The sequence below is a fragment of the Variovorax sp. N23 genome, from assembly GCF_025486315.1.
Classification (GTDB): Bacteria; Pseudomonadota; Gammaproteobacteria; order Burkholderiales; family Burkholderiaceae_C; genus Variovorax.
On the sequence record NZ_JAOOPY010000003.1, the window covers coordinates 20,933 to 43,760 of the forward strand.

General features: G+C 68.8%; 24 protein-coding genes. 15 read left to right on the top strand and 9 right to left on the bottom strand.

From position 1 onward, the window contains the following. Positions 1 to 18 precede the first annotated feature (18 nt). From N8A90_RS05330 to N8A90_RS05345, 4 genes are all read right to left on the bottom strand, one after another. Positions 19 to 1,596 carry an ArnT family glycosyltransferase gene (locus N8A90_RS05330; protein ID WP_262073627.1) on the bottom strand — a complete coding sequence of 526 codons (1,578 nt, stop codon included), beginning with the start codon at positions 1,594 to 1,596 and terminating at the stop codon, positions 19 to 21. Then, a complete protein-coding gene (locus N8A90_RS05335; protein ID WP_262073628.1) occupies positions 1,593 to 2,636 on the bottom strand; it encodes a glycosyltransferase family 2 protein in 1,044 nt (347 codons plus the stop codon). Before N8A90_RS05335 ends, N8A90_RS05330 begins: the two co-directional genes overlap by 4 nt. After that, a complete protein-coding gene (locus tag N8A90_RS05340; RefSeq protein ID WP_262073629.1) occupies positions 2,633 to 3,190 on the bottom strand; it encodes a phosphatase PAP2 family protein in 558 nt (185 codons plus the stop codon). The genes N8A90_RS05335 and N8A90_RS05340 overlap by 4 nt, the downstream gene beginning before the upstream one ends. A gap of 158 nt (positions 3,191 to 3,348) precedes the next feature. Next, positions 3,349 to 3,798, bottom strand: coding sequence for a hypothetical protein (locus tag N8A90_RS05345; protein ID WP_262073631.1), 450 nt, complete (start codon positions 3,796 to 3,798; stop codon positions 3,349 to 3,351). 171 nt (positions 3,799 to 3,969) lie between these two features. On the opposite strand from N8A90_RS05345, the gene N8A90_RS05350 reads away from it, so the two are divergent. Both N8A90_RS05350 and N8A90_RS05355 read left to right on the top strand, forming a co-directional pair. Further along, the gene (locus N8A90_RS05350) at positions 3,970 to 5,697 is read left to right on the top strand and encodes an ABC transporter permease (protein ID WP_262073632.1); all 1,728 of its coding nucleotides are present in this window, start codon (positions 3,970 to 3,972) and stop codon (positions 5,695 to 5,697) included. Positions 5,698 to 5,707: 10 nt separating this feature from the next. After that, positions 5,708 to 7,030 carry a nitrate/sulfonate/bicarbonate ABC transporter ATP-binding protein gene (locus tag N8A90_RS05355; RefSeq protein WP_262073633.1) on the top strand — a complete coding sequence of 441 codons (1,323 nt, stop codon included), beginning with the start codon at positions 5,708 to 5,710 and terminating at the stop codon, positions 7,028 to 7,030. 22 nt (positions 7,031 to 7,052) lie between these two features. Here N8A90_RS05355 and N8A90_RS05360 read toward each other — a convergent pair whose 3' ends face one another. Then, complete coding sequence (locus N8A90_RS05360; protein ID WP_262073634.1) at positions 7,053 to 8,528, bottom strand: alpha/beta hydrolase; 1,476 nt, start codon at positions 8,526 to 8,528, stop codon at positions 7,053 to 7,055. 149 nt (positions 8,529 to 8,677) lie between these two features. On the opposite strand from N8A90_RS05360, the gene N8A90_RS05365 reads away from it, so the two are divergent. From N8A90_RS05365 to N8A90_RS05385, 5 genes are all read left to right on the top strand, one after another. Then, on the top strand, positions 8,678 to 9,298 hold the full coding sequence (locus N8A90_RS05365) for a DUF4124 domain-containing protein (protein ID WP_262073635.1): 621 nt from the start codon (positions 8,678 to 8,680) through the stop codon (positions 9,296 to 9,298). Between the two features lie 236 nt (positions 9,299 to 9,534). Continuing rightward, positions 9,535 to 10,473, top strand: coding sequence for a glycosyltransferase family 47 protein (locus N8A90_RS05370; protein WP_262073637.1), 939 nt, complete (start codon positions 9,535 to 9,537; stop codon positions 10,471 to 10,473). A gap of 75 nt (positions 10,474 to 10,548) precedes the next feature. Further along, positions 10,549 to 11,454: a serine O-acetyltransferase EpsC gene (gene epsC, locus N8A90_RS05375; RefSeq protein WP_262073638.1), complete on the top strand. Its 906-nt coding sequence runs from the start codon at positions 10,549 to 10,551 to the stop codon at positions 11,452 to 11,454. Between the two features lie 112 nt (positions 11,455 to 11,566). Further along, the gene (locus N8A90_RS05380; RefSeq protein ID WP_262073639.1) at positions 11,567 to 12,109 is read left to right on the top strand and encodes a DsbA family protein; all 543 of its coding nucleotides are present in this window, start codon (positions 11,567 to 11,569) and stop codon (positions 12,107 to 12,109) included. A 32-nt stretch (positions 12,110 to 12,141) separates the two neighbouring features. After that, entirely contained in the window at positions 12,142 to 12,705 is a 564-nt protein-coding gene (locus tag N8A90_RS05385) for an NADPH-dependent FMN reductase (protein ID WP_262073640.1), read from the top strand. A 55-nt stretch (positions 12,706 to 12,760) separates the two neighbouring features. Here the strand turns inward: N8A90_RS05385 and N8A90_RS05390 are convergent, their stop codons facing one another. Continuing rightward, the gene (locus N8A90_RS05390) at positions 12,761 to 13,405 is read right to left on the bottom strand and encodes an FMN-dependent NADH-azoreductase (protein ID WP_262073642.1); all 645 of its coding nucleotides are present in this window, start codon (positions 13,403 to 13,405) and stop codon (positions 12,761 to 12,763) included. A 132-nt stretch (positions 13,406 to 13,537) separates the two neighbouring features. Here N8A90_RS05390 and N8A90_RS05395 point away from each other — a divergent pair, with 132 nt between their 5' ends. The 8 genes from N8A90_RS05395 to N8A90_RS05430 all read left to right on the top strand — a co-directional run bounded on the left by N8A90_RS05395 (position 13,538) and on the right by N8A90_RS05430 (position 20,314). Continuing rightward, the gene (locus tag N8A90_RS05395; RefSeq protein WP_262073643.1) at positions 13,538 to 14,500 is read left to right on the top strand and encodes a LysR family transcriptional regulator; all 963 of its coding nucleotides are present in this window, start codon (positions 13,538 to 13,540) and stop codon (positions 14,498 to 14,500) included. Between the two features lie 78 nt (positions 14,501 to 14,578). Further along, complete coding sequence (locus tag N8A90_RS05400; RefSeq protein WP_262073644.1) at positions 14,579 to 15,220, top strand: peroxiredoxin; 642 nt, start codon at positions 14,579 to 14,581, stop codon at positions 15,218 to 15,220. Beyond that, positions 15,217 to 15,792, top strand: a complete 576-nt coding sequence (locus N8A90_RS05405; RefSeq protein ID WP_262073645.1) for an RBBP9/YdeN family alpha/beta hydrolase — start codon at positions 15,217 to 15,219, stop codon at positions 15,790 to 15,792. Before N8A90_RS05400 ends, N8A90_RS05405 begins: the two co-directional genes overlap by 4 nt. Next, positions 15,789 to 16,796: a sulfate ABC transporter substrate-binding protein gene (locus N8A90_RS05410; RefSeq protein WP_262073646.1), complete on the top strand. Its 1,008-nt coding sequence runs from the start codon at positions 15,789 to 15,791 to the stop codon at positions 16,794 to 16,796. The genes N8A90_RS05405 and N8A90_RS05410 overlap by 4 nt, the downstream gene beginning before the upstream one ends. A gap of 31 nt (positions 16,797 to 16,827) precedes the next feature. Next, positions 16,828 to 17,706, top strand: coding sequence for a sulfate ABC transporter permease subunit CysT (cysT, locus tag N8A90_RS05415; RefSeq protein WP_262073647.1), 879 nt, complete (start codon positions 16,828 to 16,830; stop codon positions 17,704 to 17,706). Positions 17,707 to 17,796: 90 nt separating this feature from the next. Continuing rightward, complete coding sequence (gene cysW / locus N8A90_RS05420; protein WP_262073648.1) at positions 17,797 to 18,690, top strand: sulfate ABC transporter permease subunit CysW; 894 nt, start codon at positions 17,797 to 17,799, stop codon at positions 18,688 to 18,690. An 11-nt stretch (positions 18,691 to 18,701) separates the two neighbouring features. Beyond that, on the top strand, positions 18,702 to 19,814 hold the full coding sequence (locus tag N8A90_RS05425; protein ID WP_262073649.1) for a sulfate/molybdate ABC transporter ATP-binding protein: 1,113 nt from the start codon (positions 18,702 to 18,704) through the stop codon (positions 19,812 to 19,814). Next, complete coding sequence (locus N8A90_RS05430) at positions 19,811 to 20,314, top strand: disulfide bond formation protein B (RefSeq protein WP_262073650.1); 504 nt, start codon at positions 19,811 to 19,813, stop codon at positions 20,312 to 20,314. Before N8A90_RS05425 ends, N8A90_RS05430 begins: the two co-directional genes overlap by 4 nt. Positions 20,315 to 20,327: 13 nt before the next feature. Here N8A90_RS05430 and bla read toward each other — a convergent pair whose 3' ends face one another. The 3 genes from bla to N8A90_RS05445 all read right to left on the bottom strand — a co-directional run bounded on the left by bla (position 20,328) and on the right by N8A90_RS05445 (position 22,825). After that, positions 20,328 to 21,224 carry a class A beta-lactamase gene (gene bla, locus N8A90_RS05435; protein WP_262073651.1) on the bottom strand — a complete coding sequence of 299 codons (897 nt, stop codon included), beginning with the start codon at positions 21,222 to 21,224 and terminating at the stop codon, positions 20,328 to 20,330. Between the two features lie 2 nt (positions 21,225 to 21,226). Continuing rightward, positions 21,227 to 21,919: a mobilization protein gene (locus N8A90_RS05440; protein WP_262073652.1), complete on the bottom strand. Its 693-nt coding sequence runs from the start codon at positions 21,917 to 21,919 to the stop codon at positions 21,227 to 21,229. 129 nt (positions 21,920 to 22,048) lie between these two features. After that, positions 22,049 to 22,825, bottom strand: coding sequence for a hypothetical protein (locus N8A90_RS05445; protein WP_262073653.1), 777 nt, complete (start codon positions 22,823 to 22,825; stop codon positions 22,049 to 22,051). Positions 22,826 to 22,828: the final 3 nt, after the last annotated feature.

A 22,828-nucleotide genomic window follows, 5' to 3' on the forward strand; every position in this document is an offset into this window, starting at 1 on the left:
CGGGCGTCGGGGCCTGTCTCAGGGCACCTCGATGGCCGGGCGTTGCGGTGCGTCGCGCTGCAGGCACCGAGGTTCGCTCGCCGTCACGCCGGCGAATCGCCAGGCAGCGAGCCGGCTGTTCTGGGCGACGAGCTCGAAGCGCGGGTCGTTCAGCCACGGCCAGGACTGCGGTGCGGATCGTGGGCCGACGAGCCACGTCGTGCGGGCAACGCACAGCACCGACGCCGCATCGCCGCTGCGGATCAGTACCGAGCGTCCCTGATCGGGGTCGAAGCGCGCGGCGTCGCTCATCTCCTTGCGCCAGTTGTCGTGCTGCGGGATGGCCGGGTCGTCCCAGTCGCCGAGCACCATCACGGGGTGGGTCAGGCGCCAATAGAACGGGAGTTCGTAGACGTAGACATCGAGCATGAGCACCTGGTCGTCTTGGGCGATGGGCCTGCCCGCCGGCAACGGCAGGCGGGCGCCGGGCGGCGTGCCGAATCGATCCGCCGCCAGGACGGCGAGCACACAAACGATCGCAGCGGCGCCGGCGGTCCAGCGCGGCAAGCGGCGCGCACCTCCCTCGGTGGCCGCCGGGCGCTGCAGTGCCCGGGCGATCAGGTAGGCCAGCGGCGGCAGTGCGGGGAGCACGTAGCCGATCAACTTGGAGCGAGGCAGCGAAAAGAACACGACGATGACCACCAGCCACACCAGCATCAGCCTGTCGATGTCGCCGAGGCCGAATCGCCACTGCCTTCGCGGCCTGACCGCCAGCCAACCGACCCAGGGCAGTGTCAGCAGGCCGATCACCGGCACGTAGAACCAGAGCGGTTCGACATTGTTGAAGCCGCCCGCGGCGAAGCGGCGGAAGTGCTGCGTCACGACGAAGTAGTCGAAGAAGTCCGCATACCGCAGTTGCATCGCGACGAACCACGGCATCGCGATGGTGGCGAAGAGCAGCCAGCCCGGCCACCATGCCAGCAGCCCAAGCCTGCGCGCCTTGCGTGCCGCCAGCACCCAGCCGATGAAGATGACGCCGGGCAGCAGCAGGCCGATGAGCCCCTTCGCCAGCACGCCGAGCGCCGCGGAGGCGAACGCGAGTGCGAGCGGCATCCGCCACGGCTCGCCGGCTTCCCGCGCCAGTGCCGCATGCGCAGCGAACAGGAGGGTGACGGTGATGCAGCCCGCCACCAGCATGTCGAGATTGGCGAACTGCGCACCGATGTAGAGAAAGGGCATGGTCACGAAGACCCCCGCCGCCGCCCGGGCCACGGGGGCGCTGTCCCACCGGCGCAGAAACAGCCACAGCGCGGTGGCCGCCGCCGTGGCGCCGAGCATCGAGGGCAGCCGCGCGGCCCACTCCGACACCCCGAACACCGACATGGCCGACGCGCCGATCCAATAGAACAGCGGCGGCTTGTGGAAGAAGGGCAGGCCGTCGAGGCGAGGCACGACCCAGTCGCCGGTGCGCAGCATTTCCAGCGCGACACCGACGTACCGGCCTTCGTCCGGCGCGGTGAGATGCCGCAGCCACGCGGTGGCGGCGAGCCAGCAGAAGATCGCCAGCACGCCGAGCGCGATTTCCAGCCCGCGGAGCCAGTTGCCGAGCGCCCTCACGATGCCCGCTCCGCGAGGCCGATGCCCCGTTCCTCGCTCACCACATACAGTGGGCGGGCCTTGACCTCTTCGAAGATGCGCGCGACGTACTCGCCGACGATGCCGGTCGAGATCATCTGGATGCCGATGAAGAACATCAGGCTCACCATGATGGTTGACCAGCCCGAGACGGCGTCGCCTGCGACGAAGTGGTCGACGATCAGGAACAGGCCATACGCGAATGCGGGCGCCGCGATCAGCACCCCCATGATGCTCACAAGCCGCAGAGGCCAGGTCGTGAAGGACGTCAGACCGTCGATGGCCAGTTGCGCCAGCCGGTAGGTGTTGAACCGGCTGGTGCCCTCGGCACGCGGGGCCGGGGCGTAGGGCAGCGGGACGGCTCGAAAGCCGACCCAGGCGTACAGGCCCTTCATGAACCGGTTGCGTTCGGGAAGAGCCATCAGCGCATCGACCACGCGCCTGTCCATCAGGCGGAAGTCGCCCGCATCCTTGGGAATCGCGAATCGCGCCTGTGCGTTGATCAGTCGATAGAAGAGCGCGCTGCCCCAGCGTTTGAAGGGGGGCTCGTCGTGGCGTCCCTGGCGCACGGCATACACCACCTGCGCGCCGTTGTGCCACTGCGCCAGCATGTCGCGGATCAGCGCCGGCGAATGTTGCAGATCGCCGTCGAGCATCACGACAGCATCACCGTGGCTCGCCTTGAGGCCGGCGCTCAGGGCGGCCTCCTTGCCGAAGTTGCGCGACAGGCGGATGTACCGGAAACCCGACAGCTCGCACCAGGGCGAGACGGCCGACAACGTGTCGTCGGTGCTCCCGTCGTCGATCACCAGGATTTCCCAGCGCATGCCGGTCGAGGCGAGGATTTCCTCCAGGCGTGGCAGCATCACGCGAAGATTCGCTGCTTCGTTGAAGCAGGGAATGACGCAGGAAAGAGTGTGTTCGACGGCGGTATCTGCAGGGGCCGGCGAGACCGCTGGGCCATGCGCTGCAAGGGGCGCGCCCCCGACAGGTTGTGGCGCTTCGAACGGGGCGCTGTTCATGGCGTACCTCCGTACACCGGCCCCGTGCCGGCTGTCGGTCGCCGTGGACGGCGCCAGAGCAGTCCGAGCACGGCGGCCATCACCGTGCCCAGTGCCAGGCCCGCTGCGATGTCCAGCGGGGTGTGCACACCGACGTAGATGCGCGCCCAGCCCACCATGCAGGCCAGTGCCAGAGCGATGATGCCCGTGCGTCGCAGGCCGGCGCGCATGAGCAGCGCGACGGCGACGAAGAACATGACGGTGGCGTGCGTGCTTGGCAGCGAGGGGCTGCTGCCGTGCGCGATGTACGCCGGCACCCAGCCTGCGACGAAGGGTCTCGGGATGTCGAGGCGGGCCGCGATCGCGTGCGACAGCACCGATGCCAGCGCGGCGCCGGCGGCTACGGCGAGCAGGTAAAGCGTGTCGGCGCGCCGCTGCCAGGCGGCCCAGCCGATGGCGGCGGCGCAGGCCCAGGCGCCCCACAGCGCCAGAAGCCGCGCGACGAAGAGCAGTGTCGGCGAGGGGCTGCTGCCGGGGGAGAGCGCGTGCAGAAGGGTGAGATTCAGTGCATTCATGACGACTGCACCGCGAAGAACGAGGGCGTGCAGGATCGCGCGGCGCCGCAGCTGCGCCGGAAGAGGGGAGTCATTGGAAAACCTTTGGACCAGGAAGAGGGAAACCCACCGCGCGACGGGCGCGGTCGGGCCGTGACGCCGCATGGGGCGCCGGTTCTTCAAGTCGTCAGGGGTGGGGCCGTGGGCGGAGGCTGTGTCCGCCACGGCGCAGTCGGCGGTGGTGCCCCGCCGGTGTGCGCAACGGGTTTCGGCGTGATCTGCGCGCGGGGGCACGCCGGCCATGCGAGGGCCACCGCCAGGGGCAGCATCAGGCCCACCAGGGCCATCAGCACGTCGAGGCCCTGATGCAGGGTGTCGGGCACGTCGATGTGCGCGGCCGTCGGGACGTACAGCGTCGTCTCGAGTTCCTGCCGGTGCGCCGCGCGATCGTCGGGCGAGAAGACCGCCATGGCTTCCGCATTCCGGACCCGGAAGCCCGGCTCGTCTTCCCAGCCGTCCTGTCGGAAATGGGTGAAGAGGAAGGGCTGCAATGCCGCCAGCAGAACGCCAGCGACGCACCACCAGAGGCAGTGCGTTGCGACAAGACGACGAAGCCGGGTGATTTGCACGGCTCGGATTCTAAAAGTTCGCCTGGAGGCTTGCATGAACGGGCTGTTCAGGTTAGGGCATGGGTGCATGGCTTGCGCGTCTGGCGAAGTCAGGTTCGCCACCGGGACGCAAGGGCACAATGCCACCGCTCGTGGCGAGGCCGCGCTCGACGAACACCTTCAACCCGCTCCATGTTCTACAAACGCTATTTCCCGGGTCAGGTGGTCGCATCGGGCGGCAATCGGTGGGACTGGGCCTTGCTGCCGCTGGTGCTGGCGCTGCTCTTCGCCCTGGCCTATGGCGGCTCCCAGATGGCGCGGCCCTATCAGCTGGGCCAGTCGATGCCGATCAGCCTCGACCCGCTGTTGCTGCCCTACTACCTGCTGCGCACCACGCTGCGCATGTTCCTCGCGCTCGCGGCGTCGCTGGTGTTCGCCTGCGTCTTCGCGGCGGTCGCGGCCAAGTACCGCGCGGCCGAACGGGTGATGGTGCCAATCCTCGACATCCTGCAGTCGATCCCGATCCTGGGCTTCCTGTCGATCACGGTCACGGGCTTCATCGCGCTGTTCCCGGGCAACCTGCTCGGCGTGGAATGCGCGGCCATCTTCGCCATCTTCACCTCGCAGGCCTGGAACATGGCCTTCAGCCTGTACCAGTCGCTGCGCACGGTGCCGGCCGAGCTGCGCGAGGCGGCGCAGGTCTTCCAGCTCTCCGGCTGGCAACGCTTCTGGCGGCTCGAGCTGCCCTTCGCGATGCCGGGCCTGCTGTGGAACATGATGATGTCGATGTCCGGCGGCTGGTTCTTCGTGGTCGCCTCGGAAGCGATCTCGGTGTCGAACCAGAGCATCAAGCTGCCGGGCGTGGGGTCGTACATCGCGATGGCGATCGAGGCGCGCGACCTGGCCGCCATCGGCTGGGCCATCGGCGGCATGCTGGTGGGCATCGTGCTGTACGACCAGCTCTTCTTCCGCCCGCTGATCGCGTGGGCCGACAAGTTCCGCTTCGAGGAAGGCAGCGGCGACGAGGCACCGCGCTCGTGGCTGCTGACCTGGCTGCGCCGCACCGACCGGCTGCAGCGCGTCGGTCTCGTCTTCACGCGCCTCATCGACTGGTCGGTGGTGCGGCTCCGGCGCGACCACGACGGCACGTCGATCAAGGCGCGGCCCCGGCCGCCCAACGCCACCATCGAGCGCGTGTGGGACGCCACACTGGCCGCGGCCGTGCTGCTGGCAATCGTCTGGCTCGGCCGCTTCATCCACACCGAGGTCGGCTGGTCGGAGGTCGCGCATGTGTTCGTGCTCGGCTTCTACACCATGGTGCGCGTGCTGGTGCTGATCGCGCTGGCCGCGCTGGTGTGGGTCCCGGTGGGCGTGTGGATCGGCATGAACCCGCGCTGGGCCGGGCGCTTGCAGGGTGTGGCGCAGTTCCTCGCCGCCTTCCCCGCCAACCTGATGTTCCCCGTGGCGGTGCTCTTCATCGTGCGCTGGCAGCTCGACCCCAACGTGTGGCTCTCGCCGCTGATGGTGCTGGGCACGCAGTGGTACCTGCTGTTCAACGTGATCGCCGGCGCGTCCAGCGTGCCGACCGAACTGCGCTACGCGGCCGGCAACCTGGGCCTCGGCGGCTGGCTGAAGTGGAAGCGCTACCTGCTGCCGGCGGTGTTCCCAAGCTTCGTGACCGGCGCCATCACGGCCAGCGGCGGCTCGTGGAACGCCAGCATCGTGGCCGAGTACGTCACCTGGGGCGACACCACGCTGCAGGCTGCGGGCCTGGGCAGCTACATCGCCCACATGACCGCCATCGGCGACTTCCCGCGCATCGCGCTGGGCATCGGCGTGATGTGCGTGTTCGTGATGGGCATGAACCATTTCGTCTGGCGCAAGCTCTACGCGCTGGCCGAAGACCGCATGCATTTCTGAAAGCGCCGCCATGACCGAAGCCATTATCGAACTCCAGGGCGTGGGCAAATCCTTCCGCTCGGCCGACGGCGCCGCGCGCTCCGTGCTCGAAGGCGTCGACTTCCACCTGGCACCGGGCGAGATCGTCGCGCTGCTGGGTCAGTCCGGCTCCGGCAAGTCGACCCTGCTGCGCATCATGGCCGGGCTGATCGGCGTGGACGCGGGCGACGTGCGCTATCGCGGCCAGCCGCTCTATGGCCCCGCGCGGGGCATCGCGATGGTGTTCCAGTCCTTCGCGCTGTTCCCCTGGCTGACCGTGCAGCAGAACGTGGAGCTCGGGCTGGAGGCCCGCGGCATCGAGCGCGTGGAGCGGGCCCGGCGTGCCGGTGCCGCCATCGCGCTGATCGGGCTCGCGGGCTTCGAGGGCGCCTTGCCGCGCGAACTCTCGGGCGGCATGCGGCAGCGCGTGGGCATCGCCCGCGCGCTGGTGGTCGAGCCCGAGGTGCTGCTCATGGACGAAGCCTTCTCGGCCCTGGACGTGCTCACCGGCGAGCGGCTGCGCGACGACATCCTGCAGCTCTGGGGCGCCGGCGCCATGCCGACCCAGGCCATGCTGGTCGTCTCGCACAACATCGAGGAAGCCGTGCTGATGGCCGACCGCGTGCTGATCTTCGCCAGCAATCCGGGGCATGTGCACGCCGAGCTGCCGATCACGCTGCCGCGTCCGCGCGACGTGGACAGCCTGGAGGTCCGCGCCCTGATCGACGAGGTCTACCGGCTGATGACCTCCGGTGCACCGAGCGCCGGACGCGTGCGCGACGAGACGGTGCACATGCACCTGAGCGACCGCCTGCCCGACGCCGACGTCGACCGCATGGAGGCGCTGCTGGAGATGCTGGTCGACGACGGGCGCAATGGCCGCGCGGACCTGCCGCAGCTGGCGGAGGAGGCGGAACTCGCCGACCACGAGCTGCTGCCGCTGGCCCGGGCGCTGGCCCTGCTGGGTTTTGCCAAGCTGGCGGATGCCGATCTGCACCTGACCGAGCTCGGCCGCTGCTACGTCGAGGGCGCCCACACGCTGCGTCAGCAGCTCTTCGGCCAACAGTTGCTCGCGCGCGTGCCGCTGGCCGCGCACATCCGGCACAGCCTGGAACAGGCGCCGTCGGGCGAGCTGCCGCAGGAGCCCTTCCTCCAGTTGCTGCGCGAGAGCCTCGATGCGCCGGTGGCCGAACGGGTGCTGCGCACCGCCATCGAATGGGGCCGCTACGGCGAAGTCTTCGAGTACGACTTGCGCACCGGTCTCATTCAGCTGCCGGAAGGCGATGCCGCTGCGGACGCACCGCCGCCGCGCTGACGGCCGATGCGTGGGCGGCGCCTCACTGCGCCGGGCAGGTGGCGCCGCTGCTGGCGATCAGCCCGCGCAGCTGCTGGGTCGTGGCCGAGTCGTCCGGACCGAAGGTGTTGCGGGTGAAGGTGCAGCCGTAGCTCGGCTGCGCCACTGTCGTGGACGTCACCACGTCGTCGCCGGCCGGCTTCACGCCGTCCTGCTCCCACCGGATCATGGCGTCGAAGGCTTCGGCCTGCTCGACGACGGTGAAGTCGCAGTGCGTGACACCGCGGATCGCGCGCTGCACCAGCCACTGGCCGTTGCCCTTGGCGGCCACGCGCTTCTGGTAGATCTGCTCCATGCTGAAGGGCACGTACAGGTCGCCCAGCGTGTGCAGCGTGACCACGGGGATGTGGATGTTGCCGCTCGTCACCGGAATCCAGCGCAGCCCGTCGCGCCGCAGCCGGTTGGCCTCCGGGTCGGCCGTGAGCCTCTGCGCCGTGGCGTTGAGCGTGGCGCTCGCCGCGGCGTCGTTGTCGATGGTGTAGGTGAAGCGGTTGGTGTCGATCACCGGCTTGTTCAGGATGCCGTTGACCGTGCCGTCGCCGCCGAACACGCCCCACACCGCCGAGAACGAGCCGCCATACGCCAGGCTCAGGTCGAACAGCGGGCGCTCGCCGCCGGTCAGGTTCTTGAGCACCGACTTGTAGCGGTTGCCCAGCGTGGTGGTGGTCACGGGCGCGGTCGGAAACTGGGTGAAGAGCGCGGCCGTCACCTGCGCCTGAATGTCGGCCCATTGGGTGAACGGATAGGTGGCCACGCCGGCCAGGGACTGCGCGCTGACCTGGGCGCCGGCGAAGTAGTCGAACAGTTCGGCGTCGCCGAGCACGCCGCACATCGGCACGGCGCCGTGGTAGCGCAGCCGGTTGTTCGCGGTGGCGAAGGCCTCGTCCTCGATGGCGGCGGCGGTGATGTGGCCGCCCATCGACACCCCGGTGATGTAGATGCGGCTCGGCGCGGCCAGCGGGCGGCTGTTGGCCGCCGCGATCTTGTTGAAGGCCAGGGCGAGCGCGTTGGTGTCCTCCACGCCGACGCGCACGTCGTAGTAGTTCTTGGTGTAGCTCGACGCCGCCCAGGCGTAGCCGTTGGCGATCAGATGGCGGCGGATCTGCGGGTTGCTGACGACCAGCGTGTTGCCGGTGCCGGCATAGCCGTGCGCGTACATCACCAGCTTGCCGTTCCAGTTGGCCGGCACCTCGACGCGGTAGGCGGCGCCGCCCAGCACGCCGGCCCAGCGGCTGGTGCTGCCGGGGTCGACGGTGTCGCCCGCGGCGACGGCCAGCGGTGCGAAGGTCGTGGCGTTCGGTTCAGCCGGCACATAGGCGGTGCGGCTGTCCTGCACGCGCGTCTCCTCGGGCACGGGCGAGGGGGCGGACGAGCTCCCGTCGCCGCCGCCGCCGCAGGCGGCGAGGGCGGCGGCTGCCACGAGGGCGAGCAGGAAGGGGCGGGCGCGGAGGGGTTCCATGGGGGTCTCCTTCTGGGGGGTGGCCATTTGCAGGGCGCCGTACGACCGTGCTTTGTGCGTGCAGACTAGGGCGCGAGCAAGCCCGGCACGCCAAGGGCTTACCCCAGGCCCGTATCGCATGGGCGACAAGCGGCCGCTACAGTGACGGCATGTCTCGCCCCCGTGCCTTCGCCACCCTGCTCGTCGCTTCGGCTGCGCTCTTCGCCGCCGGGGCCGGCGCGCAGGTGGTCCGGTGCGTCGACGCGGCGGGCAAGGTGCGCTACACCGACAGCGGCTGCGCGCCCGGCGATCGCCAGTCGGCGGTGGTGCTGGGCGCCGAGGCGACCCAGCCGTCGACAGTGCCGGAGACGAACCGCCGCCAGGAGCAGCTCGACAGCGTGGCGCGCGCCCGGCAGCTGCAGCGCGAATCGGTCGAGACGGTGCAGCGGCAGTCGGCGCCGGCCGGCGGCAGCGGCCTGGTGGTGATCGACCCGCGCGCCGAGCAGCGTGCCCAGGCCGAACGCGACCAGGCCGAGCGTCGGCAGCGCGAGGCGCAGCTGGCCGCCGACGAAGCGTGGCGCCAGGGCTACAGCGGACAGGGCGATGGTGGCTACTACCCGCGCCCCGCGCCACCCCCGCGCGACATGCGTCCGCGCCTGCGCCACTGCGACGCCGCGGGCTGCCGCGACAACATGGGCAACCACTACGACCCCCAGGGCAACGTCGACCGCTATGTGCGGCCCGACGGCCGCACCTGCCGGCCGGTCAACACCACCGTGGTCTGCCAGTAGGGAACCGAAAAGCGGTCCGATTGCCGGCGAGTCCGGCTAGAATTGTTAACGATAGTTAACTTTTTCGGGCGCCGCCTCGTCCCCGGAGCCTCATGGCCTCTCGCGGCGGACACGCTTGATCACAACGATTTGGTGGGATCATGAAGATCAAAGTCCTGACGGCGTATCCGAACGCGACCTGGGGTACGCATGCCGCGGAGTGGCTCTGTGCGGCGGCCGCGCTCGACGTGCACGGCGTGCACACGCTCACCGACGACGCCGAGGCGGCCGACGCCATCCTCTTCATGGAGGGGCACCAGGGGACGGACATGTTCATGGAAGAGGTGCTGTGGCATCCGCTGCGCCGCCGCTACCCCGACAAGACCTTCATCTATCACGACTGGGACTACGCCTTCCCGTTGATGCAGGGCGTCTATCCGTCGATCCGCGCCGCGCACCACAAGCCGGGGGTGTCCGCGGGTGGGGTGTATCTCGCACGCATCGAAGAAAACCACGCCGTGAGCCGTGCGCGGCAGCTGGACCTGCCCCAGGACCTGCTCTATTCCTTTGTCGGTGCGAACAATTGCGAGGTGCGCGATCGGATCCTCAAGGCCGAGGTGCCCGAGGCGTACGTGGCCGACACCACCCAACGGCATGCCTGGCTTCTGAGCCCCGAGGAGCGCGCGGCGTATGAAGGCGAATACGCGAGCGTCTGTGTGCGCAGCCGCTTCATGCTGTCGCCGCGCGGCATCGGGCCGAGCACCTATCGCCTGTTCGAGGCGATGGAGATGGGCCGCTGCCCGGTGATCCTGTCCGACGACTGGGTTCCACCGCCCTTCATTCCCTGGGAAAAATTCAGTCTCCGGGTCAAGGAGAGCCAGGTCGGCGATCTCCCGCGCATCTTGGCGGATGCGCCGCACGTCGCGCTCGGGCGCGCCGCGCGCGAGGCCTGGGAGCAGCATATCGACCGTCCGCACGCCTTTCACCACCTCGCGGAAACCCTGCAATGCATCGTCGAGCAGAAGGGGGCGCTCCAGGGCGCGCGGCGGCCTTACATCGACCTGCTCTCGTCGGACATGCGCAACCTGTATCTGCGGTCCCGGGCCAAGCGGGTCAAGCGTGCGCTGAAGTCCTTGCTGGCGTCGCGTCCCGCGCCCGCCTTGCCCGAAGCGGGCCGGCAGGGCGCAAAGCCTTAGCGGCCGACCGCGGCGCTTTTTGCGCTACAACCGCAGGCTGTTCCTCCATCGCGTGCCACGGGCACGGAGCCGGTCATGCATTCCTTCGACGTCGACGACATCGTCCGCGCCCTGCGCGATGCGCGCAACGAATGGCGCGATTCGCAGAAGCGCTCCCGCGAACCCGTGGGGCGCGAATTCCCGTCCCGCGAGGGGCTCGCCGAGATCGTCGAGGCGCTCAAGGGCGCACTGTTCCCGATGCGCCTGGGCCCGCCCGACCTGCGCCACGAGAGCGAAGACTTCTACGTCGGCCACACGCTGGACGCCGCGCTGCTTGGCCTGCTGACGCAGGCCAAGCTCGAACTGCGCTACGTCGGCCGCCAGCAGGCCATCGACGAGGCGGCGATCGATGCGCGCGCCACCGCAGCGGTGCGGGCCTTCGGCGCCTCGCTGCCGCAGATCCGCCGGATGCTCGACAGCGACGTGCTCGCCGCCTACCAGGGCGACCCGGCCGCGCGCAGCGTCGACGAGGTGCTGCTGTGCTACCCCGGCGTGCTCGCGATGATCCATCACCGCCTGGCGCACCGTCTGTACCAGCTCGGCCTGCCGCTGCTGGCGCGCATCGTGGCCGAGCTGGCGCACGGCCAGACCGGCATCGACATCCACCCGGGCGCGACCATCGGTGCCGGCTTCTTCATGGACCACGGCACCGGTGTGGTGATCGGCGAGACCGCGGTGATCGGCGAACGCGTGCGCCTGTACCAGGCCGTGACGCTGGGCGCCAAGCGTTTCCCGCTGGGTGCCGACGGCCACCTGCAGAAGGGGCTGCCGCGCCATCCGATCGTGGAGGACGATGTGGTGATCTACGCCGGCGCGACCATCCTGGGCCGCGTCACGCTCGGCGCGGGCGCCACCATCGGCGGCAACGTGTGGGTCACCGACGACGTGCCGCCGGGCGCCAGCGTGACGCAGGCCAGCCTGCAGAACCGGCCGTGCCCCTGAGCGCGATGGCAGATTTCATCTGTCACACACACGCGTCGGGCCGTATCGCCAGCGACATCGAGGCGGACCATACTGCGGTTGTCGCCTCTTCAAAGCGCCAAAGGACATCGCCATGAACGCCACCGTGAACCCTCTGCTCGTGCCGGACCCGGCCACCGACCACATCCTCGGGCCGGCCGATGCGCGCGTCACGCTCGTCGAGTACGGCGATTTCGAGTGCCCGTCCTGCGCCCAGGCGTTCCCGGCGGTGAAGATCGTGCTCGACCAGTTCGGCCGTCAGGTGCGTTTCGTCTTCCGCCACTTCCCCCTGCGCGAGGTGCATCCCCACGCCGAACTCGCGGCCGAGGCCGCCGAGGCGGCCGGCGCGCAGGGCCGGTTCTGGCCCTACCACGATCTGCTCTTCACGCACCAGCACCGTCTGGGCGAGGCGCATCTGCGCGACCATGCGCAGCAGGCCGGCCTGGACATGGCGCGTTTCGAGAACGAGATGCGCGACCACGTCTACCTCCAGCGCGTGCAGGAGCAGATGCAGGTGGCCGATCAGCTGCGCGTGCGCGCCACGCCAAGCTTCTACCTCAACGGCGCCTTCGTCGACGTGTCCTTCGGCCTGACGCACCTGCAACAGGCCATCGAGAGCGCGCTCGCGCGGGGCTGAGCCTTTTTCCTTTTTCATCGTCTGGAGATTTCATGAGCCACTACAAGATCGCTGTCGTCATCGGCAGCCTGCGCAAGGATTCCTTCAACCGCAAGCTCGCCCTGGCGCTGGCCCACCTGGCGCCGTCGGACTTCACCTTCGAGCATGTCGAGATCGGCGATCTGCCGCTCTACAACCAGGACGACGACGGCCATCAGGCCCCGGCCGTGAAGCGGCTCAAGTCGGAGATCGCCGCGGCGCAGGGCCTGCTCTTCATCACGCCGGAATACAACCGCTCCTTCCCGGGCGTGCTCAAGAACGCCATCGACCACGCCTCGCGGCCCTATGGCCAGAGCGCCTGGGGCGGCAAGCCGGCGGGCGTGATCGGCGTGTCGGTCGGCGCCATCGGCACGGCGCTGGCGCAGCAGCACCTGCGCAACGTGCTGGCCTACCTCGACGTGCCGACGCTCGGCCAGCCCGAAGCCTTCATCCAGAACAAGGAAGGTCTGTTCGACGACAAGGGCCATGTGTCGGAAGCCAGCCGGCAGTTCCTGCAGGGCTGGATGGACAAGTACGTCGAGTGGGTCAAGCGGCACAACCTCGCCAAGCTGGCCTGATCCGCACGCTGCGTGCGGTGGTGCTGGTCAACCGCCGCAGCCGACGGCCAGCCGCTCAGGCGGCGAGCGTGGCGACGCCCTGATTCGCAGCCTCGGCCGTGACGGCGCGGATGTCCGCACGGGCCGATTCGATCGCTGCCGCCTTGGCCGCGTCGCCCATGGCCAGGCCTTCGGCACGCACGATGCGCACGTCCGTGATGCCGAAGAAGCCGAAGATCGCCTTCAGGTAGCTCTCCTGGTGTTCCAGGGCACGGCCGCCCTCGCTGGTCGAGTACACACCGCCGCGGGTGGAGGCCACGATCACGGTCTTGCTGCCGGCCAGGCCGACCGGGCCCTTCTCGGTGTACTTGAAGGTGCGGCCCACTTGCGCCAGTCGGTCGATCCAGGCCTTGAGCTGGCTGGGCACCGAGAAGTTGTAGAGCGGCGCGCCGACCACGATGACATCGGCGGCCAGGAACTGGCTCACCAGTTTTTCGGACACGGCGTTCTCGCGCTTCTGCGCTTCGGTCGGCTCGGCCACCGCGACCTTGATGCCGAGGGCATTGGCGTCGAAGTGGTTGGGCGTGTCGACGGCGAGGTCGAGGTGCTCGACAGTGGTGTCCTGGTGCGCGCGGCGCCATTCGGCCACGATCTCCGTGGTCAGCTGGCGGGAGACGGAGTGGGTGCCCAGCACGCTGGAATCGACTTGCAGCAGTTTCATGATCGTTCGCTCACTTTCGGTTGAAGGCTCGGCGCGGAAGGCCGGCATGGCAAGAATTCTATTTTTGAGGTGAGTCGGCGATAAGTAGTCATATTCACGCCAGATCGTTCTTGATTTGGGACAATCGTGGCCATGCAAGACCTCAACGACATGGTGTTTTTTGCCGAAGTGGCGGAGCGGGGCGGCTTCACCGCCGCCAGCAAGGCGCTCGGCGTGCCGAAGTCCCGGCTGTCGCGCCGGGTCGCCGACCTGGAGGCCGCGCTCGGCGTGCAGCTGCTGCAGCGCAGCACCCGCCGTCTGTCGCTCACGCCGGCCGGCGAGGTGTACCTGCGGCATTGCGTCGAGATGCGCGACGCGGCGCAGGCGGCTGCCGAGGCGGTGTCGCAGGTGCAGACGGAGCCGCGCGGCACGGTGCGCATCAGCTGCCCAGTCACGCTCGCCCAGGCCAGCGTCGGGCCGTTGCTGCCGCTCTTCCTGCGCCGCTATCCGCTGGTGCGGGTCGAGATGCGGGTGATCAACCGGCCGGTCGACCCGGTGGAAGACGGCGTCGACCTGGCGCTGCGCGTGCGCACCGCGATCGAGGACAGCGCGACGCTCTCGGCGCGCCGCTTCGGCATCAGCCGCGGCTTGCTGGTGATCAGCGCGGAGCGCATGGCGCACCAGGGGCAGATCAAGGGGCCGGAAGACCTGATGCGCATCGACACCGTGGCCATGGGCGCCGGCGACGGACGGGCGGTCATGCCGCTCCATGGGCCCGACGGCAAGCTGCACCAGGTGCCGCACCAGCCGCGCTTCGTGGCCGACGACTTGCTGACGCTCAAATCCGCCATCGTGCAGGGCGTGGGCGCCGGCATGCTCCCCGACTACATGTGCCGCCGCGAGATCGGCAGCGGTGAACTGGTCGAACTGCTGCCCGGATGGACACCGCCGGCCGGCATCGTGCACGCCATGTTCGCGCCGCGGCGCGCCCAGGTGCCCGCGGTGCGGCACCTCATCGATTTCCTGGCGGAGCACCTCGATGGCGCCGAGCCGCATGCGCTGGCGCCTTGCGACCCACTGAGCCGCGCCGCGGGTCTTATTCCGAAATCGCGATAAACAAACAAGCAGATAGTCGTTTGTTATCCGAGCAAGGCTTCCCACAATCGGCGCTCCAACCTTCCAGGAGCAACGACGATGGCCACCCTCCGACTCGGCGACACCGCCCCCGATTTCCAGCAGGACTCCAGCGAAGGCCCGATCAGCTTTCACCAATGGGCGGGTGATTCGTGGGTGGTGCTGTTCTCGCACCCGGCCGATTTCACGCCGGTCTGCACCACCGAGCTGGGCAAGACCGCGGCGCTGGCCACCGAATTCGCCAGGCGCGGCGTGAAGCCGATCGCGGTCAGCGTCGACCCGGTGGGCAAGCACAAGGAATGGATCGCCGACATCAACGAGACGCAGAACACCACGGTCAACTTCCCGATCCTGGCCGATGCCGACCGCAAGGTGGCGACGCTGTACGACATGATCCACCCGAACGCGTCGGCCACGGCCACCGTGCGCAGCGTGTTCATCATCGATCCGAAGCACGTCGTGCGCACCACGCTGACCTACCCGGCCAGCACCGGCCGCAACTTCGACGAGATCCTGCGCGTGATCGACTCGCTCCAGCTCACCGACAGCCACAAGGTCGCGACGCCGGCCAACTGGAAGGACGGCGACGATGTCGTCATCATCCCGAGCCTCCAGGACCCGGCCGAACTGGCGCAGCGCTTTCCCAAGGGCTTCAAGGCCGTGCGGCCGTACCTGCGCGTCACGCCGCAACCCAACAAGTGACCCATCGCGTCGTCATCGTTCCGGGCTGGCGCGACTCCGGTCCCGGCCACTGGCAGAGCTTGTGGGCCGCGGGCCTGGCCGGTGCCGTGCGCGTGGTGCAGGACGACTGGGTGTCGCCCCGGCGCGAGGCTTGGGTGAGGGCGATCGGCGATCTGATCCTGGCGCAGGACATGCCGGTGGTCATCGCGGCCCACAGCCTGGGCTGCATCGCGACGGCGCACCTGCCGCCCGAGGTGGCAGAGCGTATCGCCGGTGCCTTGCTGGTGGCGCCGGCCGACCCGGAGCGCCGCGCGCCGCTGAACGATTTCGCGCCGGTGCCCCATGCCCCGCTGCCTTACCGCAGCGTGGTGGTCGCCAGCAGCAACGACCCCTTCTGCCCCGTGCGCCTGGCGGGCGCCTATGCCCGCGCCTGGGGCAGCGAATTTGTCCGCATGCAGAATGCGGGCCACATCAATGTCGACTCCGGACACGGCGACTGGCCCCTGGGCCTGGCGCTGCTGCAGTCGCTGACCGAAACGCCGAGCCAACTGCTGGCCGGCCACCCCACTTCAGACAACCTGGCCACCCTATGACTTCCAGAATCAAGACGATCTTCGCCGCCGTGGTTTTCGCCGCGGCCGCTTCCGGCGCCATCGCGCAGACCACGACGCTGCTCAACGCGTCGTACGACGTGGCGCGCGAGTTCTACAAGGACATCAACCCGGCCTTCATCGCCAGCTACAAGAAGGCGACCGGCAAGGACGTGAAGATCGATCAGGCGCATGGCGGCTCCAGCGCGCAGGCGCGGGCCGTGGCCGACGGCCTCGACGCCGACGTGGTGACGATGAACACCACCACCGACGTCGACTACCTCGCCGGCATCGGTGTGGTGGCCAAGGACTGGCAGAAGCGCTTCCCCGACAACGCCTCGCCGACCACCTCGACCATGCTGTTCCTGGTGCGCAAGGGCAACCCGAAGGGCATCAAGGACTGGGACGACCTGACCAAGCCGGGCGTGCAGGTCATCGTCGTCAACCCCAAGACCGGCGGCAACGGCCGCTACGCCTATCTGGCGGCCTGGGGCTACGTGAAGAAGAAGGGCGGCACCGACGCCCAGGCGGCCGAGTTCGTCGGCAAGCTCTTCAAGAACGTGCCGGTGCTGGGCAAGGGCGGGCGCGACGCGACCACGATCTTCCTGCAGCGCAACATCGGCGACGTGCTGATCACCTTCGAGTCCGAGGTGCTGTCGATCGACCGTGAGTTCGGCGCCGGCAAGGTCGACACCGTGTACCCCTCGATCAGCGTGCTGGCCGAGAACCCGGTCGCCATCGTCGAGCGCACCGTCGCCAAGAAGGGCACCGCCGATGTGGCCAAGGCCTACCTCGACTTCCTGTATTCGGAAGAGGGCCAGGAAATCGCCGCCAAGCATGCGCTGCGCCCGCGTTCGCCGGCCGTGCTGAAGAAGTACGCCGCCACCTTCAAGCCGGTGCAGCTGTTCACCGTGGCCGAACTCTTCGGCAGCCTGGGCGAAGCGCAGAAGGTGCACTTCAACGACGGTGGCCAGTTCGACAAGCTCTACACCCCCGGCGCGAAGTGAGCGCCCCGGCCCTGTCCAGGAGCGCCGCGCGATGAGCGGCGCCCCCTCGTCGGCGCTGTCGTCCGCGGCAGCGCCGGTTTCGCGTTCGGGTGGCACGCGGCGCGTGCTGCCGGGCTTCAACCTGACGCTCGGCTACACCCTGTTCTACCTCTGCCTGATCGTGCTGATCCCGCTGTCGGCGCTGGTCTTCAAGACCTTCACGCTGACCTGGGACCAGTTCTGGGTGGCCGTGACCGCGCCGCGCGTGATGGCGTCGTACCGGCTGACCTTCGGCGCATCGCTGATCGCGGCGCTGGTCAACCTCGTCGCCGGCCTGCTGGTGGCCTGGGTGCTGGTGCGCTACAAATTCCCGGGCAAGAAGATCGTCGATGCGCTGGTCGACCTGCCTTTCGCGCTGCCCACTGCCGTGGCCGGCATCTCGCTGACCGCGCTGCTGGCCGGCAACGGCTGGATCGGCCAGTACCTCGAGCCGCTCGGCATCAAGCTGGCTTTCACGCCGGCGGGCATCGTGATCGCGCTGATCTTCATCGGCCTGCCCTTCGTGGTGCGCACGGTGCAGCCGGTGCTGGAAGACACCGAGAAGGAACTGGAAGAAGCCGCCACCTCGCTCGGCGCGACCCGGCTGCAGACCTTCACCCGCGTGATCCTGCCTTCCATCCTTCCTGCCCTGCTCACGGGCTTCGCCATGGCCTTCGCGCGCGCGGTGGGCGAGTACGGCTCGGTCATCTTCATCGCCGGCAACATGCCGATGGTCTCGGAGATCACGCCGCTCATCATCATCGGCAAGCTGGAACAGTACGACTACGCCGGTGCGACCGCGGTGGCGCTGGTGATGCTGGTCATCTCGTTCATGCTGCTGCTGGTGATCAACGCTTTGCAAGGCTGGCAGCGCCGCCGTTCGGCAACCTGACATGAAAAGTACCCCCACGCTCATCGCTTCGCGTATCGCTGCCCCCCGAGGGGGCGCGTCAGTGCCTTCGGGCGGCCGGGCGGCACTGACATGAGTGCTCCGAAAAAAGTCATCCGCCGCGCACGCGCCGGCACCACCGAGGCGCCCTGGGTCCGCTGGACGCTGATCGGGCTCGCGCTGCTCTTCATGTTCCTGTTCCTCGTGCTGCCGCTGGCTGCGGTGGCGACCGAGGCACTGCGCAAGGGCTTTGGCGCGTACGTCGAGGCGCTGAAGGAACCCGATGCCTGGAGCGCGATCCGCCTCACGCTGATCACCGCCGCCATCGCCGTGCCGTTGAACCTGGTGTTCGGCGTCGCCGCGGCCTGGGCCATCGCCAAGTACGAGTTCCGCGGCAAGGCCGTGCTCACCACGCTGGTCGACCTGCCGTTCGCGGTGTCGCCGGTGGTGGCCGGCCTGATCTACGTGCTGGTCTTCGGCGCGCAGGGCTGGCTGGGCCCGTGGCTCGCGGAACACGACATCAAGATCATCTTCGCCGTGCCGGGCATCGTGCTGGCCACCGTGTTCGTGACCTTCCCCTTCATTGCGCGCGAACTCATCCCGCTGATGCAGGCGCAGGGCACCGACGAGGAGCAGGCCGCCATCGTGCTCGGCGCCACCGGCTGGCAGACCTTCTGGCGCGTGACGCTGCCCAACATCAAGTGGGGCCTGCTGTACGGCGTGATCCTCTGCAACGCGCGCGCGATGGGCGAGTTCGGTGCGGTGTCGGTCGTCTCCGGCCACATCCGCGGCCAGACCAACACCATGCCGCTGCACGTCGAGGTGCTCTACAACGAGTACCAGTCGGTCGCGGCCTTCGCCGTGGCGTCGCTGCTGGCCATCCTGGCGCTGGTCACGCTGGTCATCAAGACGGTGATCGAGTGGCGTCACGAGCGCGAGATGAAAGCCATCGCCGAGCTGCCCCCCGAGCGCCCGCAGGCGGCCTGAAAGAGAACACCATGAGCATCGAAATCCGCAACGTCAGCAAGCAGTTCGGCGACTTCCGCGCGTTGAACGACGTCAACCTCGACATCGCCTCCGGCGAACTGGTCGCGCTGCTCGGCCCTTCGGGCTGCGGCAAGACCACGCTGCTGCGCATCATCGCGGGGCTGGAGACGGCCGACGCCGGCAGCATCCTGTTCTCCGGCGAGGACACGACCGACGTGCATGTGCGCGAGCGCCAGGTCGGCTTCGTGTTCCAGCACTACGCGCTGTTCCGCCACATGACCGTCTTCGAGAACGTCGCCTTCGGCCTGCGCGTGAAGCCGCGCCGCGAGCGCCCGTCGGACGCGCAGATCAGGCAGAAGGTGACCGACCTGCTCAAGTTGGTGCAGCTTGACTGGCTGGCCGACCGCTACCCGTCGCAGCTCTCGGGCGGCCAGCGCCAGCGCATCGCGCTGGCCCGTGCGCTCGCCGTGGAGCCCAAGGTGCTGCTGCTCGACGAGCCCTTCGGCGCGCTCGACGCCAAGGTGCGCAAGGAGCTGCGCCGCTGGCTGCGCCGCCTGCACGACGAGCTGCACGTCACCTCGATCTTCGTCACGCACGACCAGGAGGAGGCGCTCGAGGTGGCCGACCGCGTGGTCGTGATCAACAAGGGCAAGATCGAGCAGGTCGGCTCGCCGCAGGAGGTCTGGGACCACCCGGCCAGCCCCTTCGTCTACGGCTTCCTGGGCGACGTGAACCTGTTCCACGGCCGCGCGCACGAGGGCGAGGTGCAGCTCGAGGGCATCCGCCTGCAGGCGCCCGAGCACAGCGGCGTGCAGGACAGCAAGGCGCTCGCCTATGTGCGGCCGCACGACATCGATATCCAGCCCTATGTGACGGGCAGCGGGGCAGGCCATGCGTCGAGTGGCCTGGTCGCGAAGATTTCTCGCGCCATCGTCGTTGGACCCATCGCGCGGCTGGAACTCGAACCGGTCGAAACGAATCCTGATAATCCTGCATCCGGAACCATCATCGAAGCGCAACTCCCTGCGCAACAGTTCCGGGACCTGGGCCTCGCCGAGGGCGACACCGTCGTCGCCACACCGCGCAAGGCCCGGGTGTTCGTAGAAGATTGGGTGTCTCCTTGATCGACTGGTTCTTCGGCGCACCGCGCCGCGCCTTCGCGCTGATCTGCCTGGCCTGCGTCGCCATGCTGGCCTTCGGCATGTACCTCCAGCACGTGGTCGGCCTCGAGCCGTGCCCGATGTGCATCGTGCAGCGCTATGCGCTCATCCTGGTGGCTGTGATCACCGGGCTGACCGCCCTGGCGCGGGGGCGTGGCCTCCAGGCGACGGGTGCGGTGTTGGCACTGATCGTCTCCGTCGGCGGCGCCTACACCGCGGCGCGCCAGAGTTGGCTGCAGTGGTACCCGCCGGAATTCGGTTCCTGCGGGCGCGACATCTACGGGATGATCGAAACCTTCCCGCTGCAGCGCGCGATCCCGATGATCTTCCGCGGCAGCGGCGACTGCACCAAGATCGACTGGACCTTCCTGGGCCTGTCGATCGCGAACTGGTCCTTCGTGTGTTTCGTGGCGTTCGCGGTGCTGTTGCTGGTGCTGCTGGTCAAGCGCCCGCGCCGCGCCTGACATCCGGTGGCGCTCAGGCGCCGACGAAGTCCGGAATCAGCGCCGCGACCGCGGCCAGGGTGGCATCCCGCTGCGCGAGCGGCGCTTTGGTCTGCGTGAGGTAGGCCGTGACCAGCAGGGGCGGCTGGCCCGGCGGCCAGACCACGGCCACGTCGTTGTTCGTGCCGAAGGCGCCGCCACCCGTCTTGTCGCCCACCTGCCAGCCGGCCGGGAGGCCCGCCCGGATCTTCCTGCCACCGGTCTGGTTGGCGATCAGCCAATCGCGCAATTGCGCACGCGACGCGGGCCTCAGCGCATTGCCAAGTACCAGGGCCTGCATCAAGTGGAGCATGGCCGCCGGCGTGGTCGTGTCGCGCGGGTCGCCGGCGATCGCTGCGTTCAGCGATGGCTCGTTGCGGTCGAGCCGCGTCGTCTTGTCGCCCAACGAGCGCACATAGGCGGTGAGGGCGGCCGGCCCGCCGAAGCTGGCGAGCATGAGGTTGGCGGCGGCGTTGTCGCTCTGCGTGACGGTGGCCTCGCACAGCGCGCCCATCGTCATCGTGGCGCCGACGTTCGGTTCGGTCAGTGGCGAATGCGCGAGGATCGCCGAACGCTCGATGGCGATCGGTCGGTCGAGTCGTTCCTGCCCGTCGTCGACCCCCTTGAGCACCATCGCCGCGGCCAGCAGCTTGAAGGTGCTGCACATCGGGAAGCGCTCATCGGCGCGATGCACGATTCGCCGGCCGCTGGCGGTGTCGAGGATGCAGACGCCGAGGCGCCCGCCGCTGTCCGCCTCGATGCGATTGAGCTTCTCCTGCGCAATCCGCGTGCGGAAGGGCTGGAGGGCCGGATCGTCGGCGGCGTTGGCCAGCGCCGGGGCGCCGATGGCGGCAGCGGCCGATCCGGCCAGGACGAACGCGCGCCGCCGCATGCTCACAGCGGCAGCGTGTCGAAGGCCGCGTAGGCCGTGCCCAGCCAGGTCTTCACGCGCTGGCGCTCGAGCAGGCCGAGGGCGTGCGGGCCTTCGCGGTCGTTGACGGCCTTCCAGAAGCTGCTGTTCTGCGCGTCGATCTTGCGCATGCTGGCGTCGTGCAGGCGCGGCAGCGCGATCACGCGTGCGCCATGGGCGACCGCCTTCTGCAGCGACTGCGAACCGAGCAGCATGCCGAAGTCGCTGCCGCGGCCGTAGTTCTGCACCACGATGTAGTTGGGGCGGTCGCCGAAGGTGTCGATCAGCGTGCCCAGCAGGTCGGTGGAGTCCTTGCCGTCGTCCAGCACGTGCCAGAAATTGACCGCCACGCCTAGTTCGGCGAAGACGTCGAACAGGTCCGACTCCTTGATCCAGCGCGACAGCGGCGCCAGCGTCTGCGCCGCCAGGTCGACGATCACGCTCTGCTGCGGGTTGTGTTCGAAGCCGTTGACCACCTTGTCGAGGCCCTCGAAGCTGTCGACCACCACCGGCGAGGCGAAGCCTTCGTAGAAGCGGGTGAAGGAGCTGTGCGAACGGTCGGTGTCGAAGCCGGTGAAGGGCCGGCTGTGGTCGATGAAGTACTGCGCCAGCACCCGCGACGTGACCGACTTGCCGACGCCACCTTTTTCGCCGCCGATGAAATTGATGGAGCTCATGAGTTGTGCCTGGAGAAGAGGGAGTGGAAGGGAGGCTGAAGGCTGCGAAGCATTTTAGGTGCCACCTCGCGCGGGCTTCGGCAACGGGGTGCGTCCACCCGATGCACGGAACCGCTGCCGCTCGACCTCTCAGGGCTTCGCCAGCGACAGGAAGGGGCCCAGGCTGCCCATGAGCCAGCCTTGGGCGAAGTCGAGCGCCGCGCGGCGGTACTTCTCGTCGGCCTGCGCGGCCAGCAGGTCCAGGCGCGCCACGATCTTCGAGAGTTCGCGGTCCACCACCAGGTTGCGCCCGCGCTCGCTGATCTCGGTGGCCAGCAGCAGCGGCTGGCCGTCGGGGCCGGTCTTCGAGCCGATCAGCCACAGCGAGATTTCCATGTTGCGCGCCGCCCGGAAGCTGTTCTCGGCGTTCACGCCATCGACCATCGTCTGTTCCCAGGTGTTGCCGTTGGCTTCCTTGAGCATCGAGGCCCAGCCGTAGACCAGCGCCGCGACCCGGTCGCCGGTGTAGCCGGGCTCGAAGGCCAGGCGCACGGCATCGATGCCGCTTTTTCCGTCCTTGCCGCCGAGGGCCGGCAGCGGGGTCGCCTGCATGACGGCGTCCCAGGTGCGCTGGATGGCGTCGTCCGCGCCGGACGCCGCCTTGCGCCATTCGCGCGGATTGCGCCGGTACAGCGACAGCTGCACGCGGCGGATCGACTGCAGGTTGTCGCGCAGCGCGAGGTTGGCGATGCGGTTGGCGCTGGACTGCATCCACTCGCGGCTGTCGTAACCTTCGGCGCGTTGCGTGGAGCGGGTGGCCGCGCAGCCGGCCAGGCCGAGCGCCACGGCGGCTGCGCCTGCCAGCACCGCGCGACGACCCGTGAAAAATGAGCGGCCATCGATGGGCGGCAGGAGTGATTCGCGCATGGC

Excerpts from the sequence above, each read along its gene's own strand:
- N8A90_RS05335 (WP_262073628.1), bottom strand. The coding sequence starts at position 2,636 with ATGAACAGCGCCCCGTTCGAAGCGCCACAACCTGTCGGGGGCGCGCCC.
- N8A90_RS05340 (WP_262073629.1), bottom strand. The coding sequence starts at position 3,190 with ATGAATGCACTGAATCTCACCCTTCTGCACGCGCTCTCCCCCGGCAGC.
- N8A90_RS05350 (WP_262073632.1), top strand. The coding sequence starts at position 3,970 with ATGTTCTACAAACGCTATTTCCCGGGTCAGGTGGTCGCATCGGGCGGC.
- N8A90_RS05355 (WP_262073633.1), top strand. The coding sequence starts at position 5,708 with ATGACCGAAGCCATTATCGAACTCCAGGGCGTGGGCAAATCCTTCCGC.
- N8A90_RS05360 (WP_262073634.1), bottom strand. The coding sequence starts at position 8,528 with ATGGAACCCCTCCGCGCCCGCCCCTTCCTGCTCGCCCTCGTGGCAGCC.
- N8A90_RS05365 (WP_262073635.1), top strand. The coding sequence starts at position 8,678 with ATGTCTCGCCCCCGTGCCTTCGCCACCCTGCTCGTCGCTTCGGCTGCG.
- epsC (WP_262073638.1), top strand. The coding sequence starts at position 10,549 with ATGCATTCCTTCGACGTCGACGACATCGTCCGCGCCCTGCGCGATGCG.
- N8A90_RS05380 (WP_262073639.1), top strand. The coding sequence starts at position 11,567 with ATGAACGCCACCGTGAACCCTCTGCTCGTGCCGGACCCGGCCACCGAC.
- N8A90_RS05385 (WP_262073640.1), top strand. The coding sequence starts at position 12,142 with ATGAGCCACTACAAGATCGCTGTCGTCATCGGCAGCCTGCGCAAGGAT.
- N8A90_RS05390 (WP_262073642.1), bottom strand. The coding sequence starts at position 13,405 with ATGAAACTGCTGCAAGTCGATTCCAGCGTGCTGGGCACCCACTCCGTC.
- N8A90_RS05395 (WP_262073643.1), top strand. The coding sequence starts at position 13,538 with ATGCAAGACCTCAACGACATGGTGTTTTTTGCCGAAGTGGCGGAGCGG.
- N8A90_RS05400 (WP_262073644.1), top strand. The coding sequence starts at position 14,579 with ATGGCCACCCTCCGACTCGGCGACACCGCCCCCGATTTCCAGCAGGAC.
- N8A90_RS05410 (WP_262073646.1), top strand. The coding sequence starts at position 15,789 with ATGACTTCCAGAATCAAGACGATCTTCGCCGCCGTGGTTTTCGCCGCG.
- cysT (WP_262073647.1), top strand. The coding sequence starts at position 16,828 with ATGAGCGGCGCCCCCTCGTCGGCGCTGTCGTCCGCGGCAGCGCCGGTT.
- cysW (WP_262073648.1), top strand. The coding sequence starts at position 17,797 with ATGAGTGCTCCGAAAAAAGTCATCCGCCGCGCACGCGCCGGCACCACC.
- N8A90_RS05425 (WP_262073649.1), top strand. The coding sequence starts at position 18,702 with ATGAGCATCGAAATCCGCAACGTCAGCAAGCAGTTCGGCGACTTCCGC.
- bla (WP_262073651.1), bottom strand. The coding sequence starts at position 21,224 with ATGCGGCGGCGCGCGTTCGTCCTGGCCGGATCGGCCGCTGCCGCCATC.
- N8A90_RS05440 (WP_262073652.1), bottom strand. The coding sequence starts at position 21,919 with ATGAGCTCCATCAATTTCATCGGCGGCGAAAAAGGTGGCGTCGGCAAG.
- N8A90_RS05445 (WP_262073653.1), bottom strand. The coding sequence starts at position 22,825 with ATGCGCGAATCACTCCTGCCGCCCATCGATGGCCGCTCATTTTTCACG.